Origin of the sequence: Bradyrhizobium sp. INPA03-11B (assembly GCF_040446015.1) — a bacterium.
Classification (GTDB): domain Bacteria; phylum Pseudomonadota; class Alphaproteobacteria; order Rhizobiales; family Xanthobacteraceae; genus Bradyrhizobium; species Bradyrhizobium macuxiense_A.
On the sequence record NZ_JASGSR010000206.1, the window covers coordinates 1 to 8,233 of the forward strand.

At 65.4% G+C, this 8,233-nt stretch carries 6 protein-coding genes; 4 read left to right on the forward strand and 2 right to left on the reverse strand.

Annotation, left to right across the window (positions count from 1 at the left end; translation table 11 throughout):
* Together QMZ05_RS39470 and QMZ05_RS39475 are read right to left on the reverse strand one after the other, a co-directional pair.
* Nucleotides 1-302: hypothetical protein (locus QMZ05_RS39470; RefSeq protein ID WP_353705667.1), on the reverse strand; the 302-nt coding region annotated here is incomplete at its 3' end.
* A 125-nt stretch (nucleotides 303-427) separates the two neighbouring features.
* The gene (locus tag QMZ05_RS39475; protein WP_353705668.1) at nucleotides 428-2,041 is read right to left on the reverse strand and encodes an OprO/OprP family phosphate-selective porin; all 1,614 of its coding nucleotides are present in this window, start codon (nucleotides 2,039-2,041) and stop codon (nucleotides 428-430) included.
* A 291-nt stretch (nucleotides 2,042-2,332) separates the two neighbouring features.
* Here QMZ05_RS39475 and QMZ05_RS39480 point away from each other — a divergent pair, with 291 nt between their 5' ends.
* From QMZ05_RS39480 to QMZ05_RS39495, 4 genes are all read left to right on the forward strand, one after another.
* Nucleotides 2,333-3,745 (forward strand): DegQ family serine endoprotease, encoded by a 1,413-nt coding sequence (locus QMZ05_RS39480; RefSeq protein WP_353705669.1) that lies wholly within the window; start codon nucleotides 2,333-2,335, stop codon nucleotides 3,743-3,745.
* Nucleotides 3,742-5,076 (forward strand): replication-associated recombination protein A, encoded by a 1,335-nt coding sequence (locus QMZ05_RS39485; RefSeq protein WP_353705670.1) that lies wholly within the window; start codon nucleotides 3,742-3,744, stop codon nucleotides 5,074-5,076. The genes QMZ05_RS39480 and QMZ05_RS39485 overlap by 4 nt, the downstream gene beginning before the upstream one ends.
* Nucleotides 5,077-5,412: 336 nt before the next feature.
* Entirely contained in the window at nucleotides 5,413-6,699 is a 1,287-nt protein-coding gene (locus tag QMZ05_RS39490) for an RluA family pseudouridine synthase (protein ID WP_353705671.1), read from the forward strand.
* Nucleotides 6,700-6,823: 124 nt separating this feature from the next.
* Nucleotides 6,824-8,038, forward strand: a complete 1,215-nt coding sequence (locus tag QMZ05_RS39495; RefSeq protein WP_353705672.1) for an amidohydrolase family protein — start codon at nucleotides 6,824-6,826, stop codon at nucleotides 8,036-8,038.
* The last annotated feature ends 195 nt before the right edge of the window (nucleotides 8,039-8,233 follow it).

The following is an 8,233-nucleotide window of genomic DNA, read 5'->3' on the forward strand; positions in this document are numbered from 1 at the left end:
CCCAAGACTGCCTCCCAAAAGAAGCCTTGAATCTGATTTGCTCTCAAAAGGGAATCCTTAGAGTCCACACCACCTAATGCTTTGTTGACACCCCACCCTTGGAACCAGCGGTAGTGGGATTCGTTCTGGGAATAAATGGACGAGCTTTCACTTTCCGGGAATAGATCTTGGCAATAGACCAAGTCTATCGCCCGCAGGGTTTCGAAGAGCAGGGGCTCCTTCGGCTGACGCCACAAGTCGAGATATTCTGTCTGCTTGGCTATGCGCTCGTCCAGCGCTTGCAATTCCAAGCTTAAATTCATGGTAGCGCTTTTGGCGGGTCAATCTTGAGGCAATATCATCACATTAGGATTCTACCTGCAATATGGGACGGCCGGGAGCGGTATCGCCACCGGCCGTCTATTCGTCGACGACAGATCGGATCGCCTCAGAACGCAACTTGCGTGCGCAGCGCGACCGCGTCGAACTTCGAGCCGACATCGGCAGCCGAAGTCGCCGAAGCCTGCTTGGCGATGTCGCCGTGCAGATAGTTCAGCATGAAGCGGACGTTGTTGTTGACGTACCAGTTCAGCGCGGCGGTGTAGACGGTCTGCCGTCCACCCGCGACGCCGACCGCCTGGCCGACCTGATCGTTGAGGTTCATCGTGCTGACGCGGCCCGCGATTTCCCAGGCGCCAATGCCGCCGCCGGCGAGCGAGAACGGATCGTGCGGCTTGATACCGCCATAGGAGGCCGTTGCCGGGTTGTAGGCGTGGTTCTCGCCGGTCAGCACGTAGCCGACCTGCGCGTAGCCGCCGTCGAATTTCAGGCTCGGCGCGCCGAACGGCGGCAGCCCGGTATTCGCGGAGCGGTCGACATTGAACCAATAGTATTCGCCCTGCGCGATGAACGGCCCGTAGGTCGCCGCCGCTTCGACGCCGTAGACCTGCGCGCCAGAGACGTTGGCGATCGCACCGGTCGAGATCAGCGTCGTCGGATCGATGCGCAGCTCGGGCCGGTCGCTCAGCGTCAGCGTCTGCGCCTGCGTCAGCTGGTTGCGCGGCGGCTGCACCAGCCATTCCGCGTCGGCGCCGATATGCACCGAGTAGTTCTTGCCGCTGATCGGATTGCCGGCGACGCGGACCACGCCGCCATACTGCTCGGACGTTCCGGCCGGCGTGACCGAGGACGCGGAGTGGATCGCGCCTGTTGTCGGTCCGGTGACATAGCCGCCGATCCACAGCTGGTCGTTCCACCAGCGCGTGCCGGCCCCCGAACGGAAGTCACCGGCGGCGATGTTCTGCGCGATGATGCCGACCGAGGCGCGCTCCATGAACAGGATGTCGTTGGAGCTGGTCGATTCGTCGAGCGTCCACGGGATGTCCATGATGCCGCCTTCGATCGCCATCTTGCCGCCGAATGGCTTGAAGCCGGTGTAGCTCAGATAGGCATTCTCGACGCCGGAGGTGCCGCCGCCGGGCAGCGAGCCCGGTGCCGCGCCACCGAAGCCGTCGGCCGAGCCGCCGAAATCGTAGATCAGCGCGTAATTCCAGTCGCCGAAGAACTTGCCGACGATGCCGATGCGGGCACGGCGCAGGTTCTCGCCGCTGTCGAGCTTCTGCGGCGAGGTGTTCGCGGTGTTCGGACGATAGTCGTAGCCGCCGACATCCCAGTGCACGCGGCTCGTGATCGCGACGCAGTTCTGTTCGTCGGCGGTGCAGATCGTCGGCCGGTTGTTCGGCATCGTCACCACGACGCCGGACGGTGCGACCGGGCCCTTCACCGGGATCGCGGCATTGGCGCTTGCGACGCGCGCGGCCTTCGCATCAGTTGCCTTGGCATCCGCCGCCTTCGCATTGGCGTTTGCATTGGCTGCGGTCGCGGTGTTGGCATTGGTCTGCTTCTGCAGCTTGTCGAGCTTCTGCTCGAGCATCTTCAGCTGCTGCTTCAGCAGCGCGATCTCCGCGTCGCTGCCGCCTCCGGCCGATTGCGCATAGGCCGGTGAGGCGGCAAGCGCCCCTGCAAGCCCGATGGCGATTGCACCAACTTTTGTCGCACCCATTGTGCACCCCTGTTGTGTTTGAAGTCCCCACTCACTCACTGAACGGTCCTAGGAGTCGAACGTGACTGACGCACGACAGCGCCGCCTAGCATCGCAGTTCCGCTTGTTGTCCGCGGGCAACAAGCGGAGCGGCGCAGTGAGATGACAGCCATCATAGAAGCTTGGCGGTGCGCTACAACGCGGCGGCCAGGGGTTTTGCACCGGTCCGGCGGGGGGCCAGTTATCCGCGCCGGCGCCCTTCATTTGCCCGGCGAACACGCCTATATTCCGGCGTTTCCACGAGAGGTGAGAATGCTCCAACCCGTCCGCTTCGCTGCTATATCCGCTCTGTGCACCTTGGCTTTCATAGGGAATCCGTCCCCGGCCGCGGCCCAGGATCGTCGCGTGCCGTCGTCGCAGGCTGAGCTCCAGCTGTCCTATGCGCCGATCGTGCAGCGGGTGCAGCCGGCGGTGGTGAATGTCTATGCCGCCAAGACGGTGCAGAACCGCAATCCGTTCCTGGACGACCCGATCTTCCGCCGCTTCTTCGGCGTGCCCGGGCAGCAGCCCGAGCAGATGCAGCGCTCGCTCGGCTCCGGCGTGATGGTCGACGGCTCGGGCCTCGTGGTGACAAACAATCACGTGATCGAGGGCGCCGACCAGGTGAAGGTCTCGCTCTCCGACAAGCGTGAATTCGAGGCGGAGATCGTACTGAAGGACAGCCGCACCGACCTCGCGGTGTTGCGCCTGAAGGGCACCAACAAGGAGAAGTTCGCGACGCTCGACTTCGCCAATTCCGATCAGCTGCAGGTCGGCGACGTGGTGCTCGCGATCGGCAACCCGTTCGGCGTCGGCCAGACCGTGACGCATGGCATCATCTCGGCCCTGGCGCGTACTCAAGTCGGGATCACGGATTATCAATTCTTCATTCAGACCGACGCCGCGATCAATCCCGGCAATTCGGGCGGCGCGCTGGTCGACATGACCGGACGGCTCGCCGGTATCAACACCGCGATCTTCTCGCGCTCCGGCGGCTCGCAGGGCATCGGCTTTGCGATCCCCGCCAACATGGTGCGGGTGGTGGTGGCCTCCGCCAAGAGCGGCGGCAAGGCCGTGAAGCGGCCATGGCTCGGCGCGCGGCTGCAGGCGGTCACGCCCGAGATCGCGGAGACGCTGGGGCTGAAGTTGCCGAGCGGCGCGCTGGTCGCCAACGTCGCTCCGAACAGCCCCGCGGCGAAGGCCGGGCTGAAGCTGTCCGACCTGATCGTCGGCATCGACGGCACGCCGATCGACGATCCCAACGCGTTCGACTACCGCTTCGCGACCCGTCCGCTCGGCGGCAACGCCGAGATCGAGGTGCAGCGCGCCGGCAAGCCGGTGAAGCTGACCGTGCCGCTGGAGACCGCGCCGGACACCAACCGCGAGGAGATCGTGCTGACCGCGCGCTCGCCGTTCCAGGGCGCGAGGGTCGCCAACATCTCGCCGGCGCTGGCCGATGAGCTGCATCTCGACGCCGGCGCGGAGGGCGTGGTGGTGACCGAGCTCGCCGATGACGGCACCGCCGCCAATGTTGGCTTCCAGAAGGGCGACATCATCCTGGCGGTCAACAACGAGAAGATCGTGCGAACCGGTGATCTCGACAAGGTATCGAAGGCGGGCTCGCGGATCTGGCGTATCACGCTGGTGCGCGGCGGCCAGCAGATCAACGTGACGCTCGGCGGATGAGCCCGAAACAACCGCGCGAGGCCAGCAACCTGTTCGCCGCGGCGGGGATGGAGCAGGACGCGCCACACCCGCTGCCGGACCGGCTGCGCCCGCGCACGCTGGCCGACGTTGTCGGCCAGGATCACATCCTCGGCCCCGACGGCGCGCTGACCCGCATGCTGGAGACGCGCACGCTGGGCTCGCTGGTGTTTTGGGGCCCGCCCGGCACCGGCAAGACCACGGTGGCGCGGCTGCTGGCCGACGCCACCGAGCTGCATTTCGAGCAGATCTCCGCGGTGTTCTCCGGCGTCGCCGACCTGAAGAAGGCATTCGATGCCGCGCGCGCCCGCCGCGAGACCGGCAAGGGCACGCTGCTGTTCGTCGACGAGGTGCACAGGTTCAACCGCGCGCAGCAGGATTCCTTCCTGCCGGTGATGGAGGACGGCACGGTGGTGCTGGTCGGCGCCACGACCGAGAACCCGTCCTTCGAGCTCAACGCGGCGCTTCTGTCGCGCGCCCGCGTGCTGGTGTTTCACTCGCTCGATACAGCTGCGATCGAACGGCTGTTTGCCAATGCCGAGAAGATCGAGGGCAAGGCCTTGCCGCTCGATGCCGAAGCGCGCGCCGTGCTGGTGCGGATGGCCGATGGTGACGGCCGCGCCTCGCTGACATTGGCCGAGGAGGTCTGGCGCGCCGCGCGCAAGGGCGAGGTGTTCAACGCCGAGCAGTTGCAGGCCATCCTGCAGCGCCGTGCGCCGATCTACGACAAGTCGGCCGACGGCCATTACAACCTGATCTCAGCATTGCACAAATCGGTGCGCGGCTCCGATCCGGATGCGGCGCTGTATTATCTCGCGCGGATGTTCGATGCCGGCGAGGATCCGCTGTTCCTGGCGCGGCGCGTGGTGCGGATGGCGGTCGAGGACATCGGCCTGGCCGATCCGCAGGCGCTGGCGGTCTGCAACGCCGCCAAGGATGCCTATGATTTCCTGGGCTCGCCCGAGGGTGAGCTCGCGATCGCGCAGGCCGTGGTCTATCTCGCCACCGCGCCGAAATCGAACGCGGTGTACACCGCGTTCGGCGCTGCGATGCAGACCGCAAAACAGGGCGGCTCGCTGCTGCCGCCGAAGCACATCCTGAATTCGCCGACCAAGCTGATGAAGTCGGAGGGCTATGGCTCCGGCTATCAGTACGATCACGATCAGCCCGACGCGTTCTCCGGCCAGGACTACTTCCCGGAGGCGCTGGGCCGTCAGACCTTCTACGATCCGCCCGACCGCGGCTTCGAGCGCGAGATCCGCAAGCGGCTGGATTACTGGGCGCGGCTGCGCAAGGAGCGGGGCGGGAGCTAGATGTGATTAGGCTGCGGCCGCGAATAGCGCGCGGTTCTGTCTGCGACGTGGAAGCCTCAGTTGCAGGAGCCCGCAAATGCCATATGCAACAGCCTTGCCGCTGAGGGGCACCTGCACAATTTCTGAATATTAGAAGAATACCTCTGAGTTGCCCGACGTGTCAAGTTGGTTGGTCGAACGCCGGCCGCCGGCTCCTTTGCATGGGGTTGTTTTCGATATTTTGGCGGCGCCCGCTGCGAACGCGGCCGATGTCGCGCCGGATTCACACCGATTTCGCCGTGACGATTCGCGGCATTTGCGCTAGGCACAATGCAGGTCTGGAGCCGAAACACCACCATGAGCCGCCGCATCAAGAGAACCACATCGCCGGGCGATCGCGCCAAAGAGCGCGCCAAGGGACGCGACAAGAGCCGTGACGGCGATCGTGGCAAGGAACGCGGCAAGAGCGGATCGACGCAACACAGCCGCAAGCCGGACGACCGCAAGGCCGGCGTGCGCAAGTCGGGCGAGCGCAAGACCAGCGATCGTCCGTTCGCGCACCGTGCGGCCGCCAAGCCGCCGCGCTTCGCCGAGCCACGCCGCGACCGGCCCGAGCCCGCCGCCGCGAAGCCTGTCAACGAGCAGCCATTGCCGACCAAGGTGCAGACCGTGGTCGTCAGCGCCGACGAGAACGGCATGCGCGTCGACCGCTTCCTCGAGGCGCGGTTTCCCGGCCTGTCGTTCTCCCATATCCAGCGCATCGTCCGGAAGGGCGAGCTCAGGGTCAACGGCAAGCGCGCCGATTCCAAGGACCGGCTGGAGGAGGGCCAGAGCGTGCGGATTCCGCCGCTGCGGCTCGACACGCCGAAGACTTCAGGCACGCTCTCGGAGGCCGAGGCGAAGACGCTGCAGGCGCTGAAGGACATGACCTTGTACGAGGACGACGACGTGCTGGTGCTGAACAAGCCCGCCGGTCTCGCCGTGCAGGGCGGCTCCGGCATGACGCGCCATGTCGACCAGATGCTGGAGGTGATGCGCGACGCCAAGGGGCAGAAGCCGCGCCTGGTGCATCGTATCGACCGGGAGACCTCCGGCTGCCTGCTGATCGCCAAGACGCGTTTCGCCGCATCGTTCCTCACCGGCGCGTTCCGTCATCGCTCTGCGCGCAAGATCTACTGGGCGCTGGTCGCCGGCGTGCCGAAGCCGAAGCAGGGCCGGATCTCGACCTACCTTGCCAAGGAGGAGAGCGAGGAGGACAGCATCATGCGGATCGCCGAGCATGGTGACGAGGGCGCAAGCCACGCGGTGACCTATTACGCCGTGGTCGAGGCTTCGGCGACCAAGCTCGCCTGGGTCTCGCTCAAGCCGGTGACCGGCCGCACTCATCAATTGCGCGCCCACATGGCGCATATCGATCACGCGATCGTCGGCGATCCCAAATATTTCAACAAGGAGAACTGGCAGCTGCCGGGCGGCTTGCAGAACCGGCTGCATCTGCTGGCCCGCCGCATCGTGATTCCGCACCCGCGCGGCGGCGTGATCGATGTCAGTGCGCCGCTGCCGCCGCACATGCTGCAATCCTGGAATCTGCTCGGGCTCGAGGCCGACCGGTTCGATCCGATCGAGAACGCGCCCGAGGAGTGACGGGCCGGGCGCCGCCCCGCAATATCCGTCGCAGACAGCAAGAACGATCAAACCGCGCCGCGCACAGCCTCTATGTTGCCGCGCGCCGGTGATTGCCGGCATGCCATCATCAAAGAGGCTGTCCATGACCGGGACCTGGCTACGCGTCGCGCTCTTTCTCATCGGCTCAGCCGTTGCCTCGGTGGCGGCGCATGCCGAGACCATGGTGCTCCGCGGCGGCACGCTCTACACGTCGGCCGACGCGGCTGCGCTGCCTGATGCTGTGATCGTGATTTCGGACGGCGTCATCAGCGCGGTCGGCAAGTCCGGCGACGTCAAGGAGCCCGCGGACGCGCGCGTCATCGATTGCAGCGGCAAGACCGTGGTTGCCGGGTTCTGGAACAGCCATGTGCATTTCACCGAGCATGTCTGGCACAACGCCGGCGAGACGCCGGCCGCGCCGCTGACGCAGCACATGCAGGAGATGCTGACGCGCTGGGGCTTCACGACGGTGTGGGATCTTGGCTCCGATCCGCGGAACATACTGCCGCTGCGCAAGCGCATCGCCGCGGGTGAGGTCGCCGGCCCCAACATCTTCCTCGCCGGCAGCATCTTCCCGAAGGACGGCCATCCGGCCTATCTGCCCGCTGACATGCAGCTGCCCGAGGCGTCCACGCCGGACGAGGCGACGCAACTGGCGCGCAGCTACATGGACCTAAATCTCGATGGCGTGAAGCTGTTCACCGGTGTCTTCAAGGGCAACAAGCCGGTCGTGAACATGGACCCGGCGATCGCCAGGGCCGCGGTCGACGTGGCGCATGCGCAGGGAAAGCCGGTGTTTGCCCATCCGCAGAACAAGACCGGCGTCGAGACGGTGATCACGGCCGGCGTCGACATCATGGCGCACACCGACCCGAGCGAAGCCGGCTATGCGCCGGAGCAGCTGGCGCGGTTCAAGGCGCAGGGCATTGCACTGATCCCGACGCTGTCGCTGTTCACGACCGTTGTCCTGGATCCAGCCGTGACAAACCGGCTGCTGGCTGCGACCGTCAACCAGCTCAAGCAATTTTCGGAGAACGGCGGGCCGGTGCTGTTCGGCACCGATGTCGGCTTCACCAAGCTGTACGAAACCACGCAGGAGTATCAGCTGATGCACCGCGCATTGTCGGAACGCGAGGTGCTGGCCTCGCTGACGACCAATCCGGCGCGGTACTTCAAGGCCGCGAAGAAAGGCAAGGTCGAGCAGGGCTTCGACGCCGATCTCGTGGTGCTCGACGGCGATCCGCTCAGCGATGTCGCCAATCTCGCGAAAGTGAGCAGCACCATCCGCGCAGGTCACGTGATCTATCAGAAGCCGTGAACGCCGGCGGGGGAACTCGGATATCAAGGGCGGCGTTGACGCATCCGGCAATCACTTGAACCAGTGCCGCGCCGTCACGAGATATAGGCCATGAAACGATCCTTGATTGTTGCCTGCACCTTGCTTTGGGTCATCGGCGCGCCGAGCGCCTTTGCGCAAAGGCAAATCCTCGGGCCCGGTGGTTCGATCTACAAT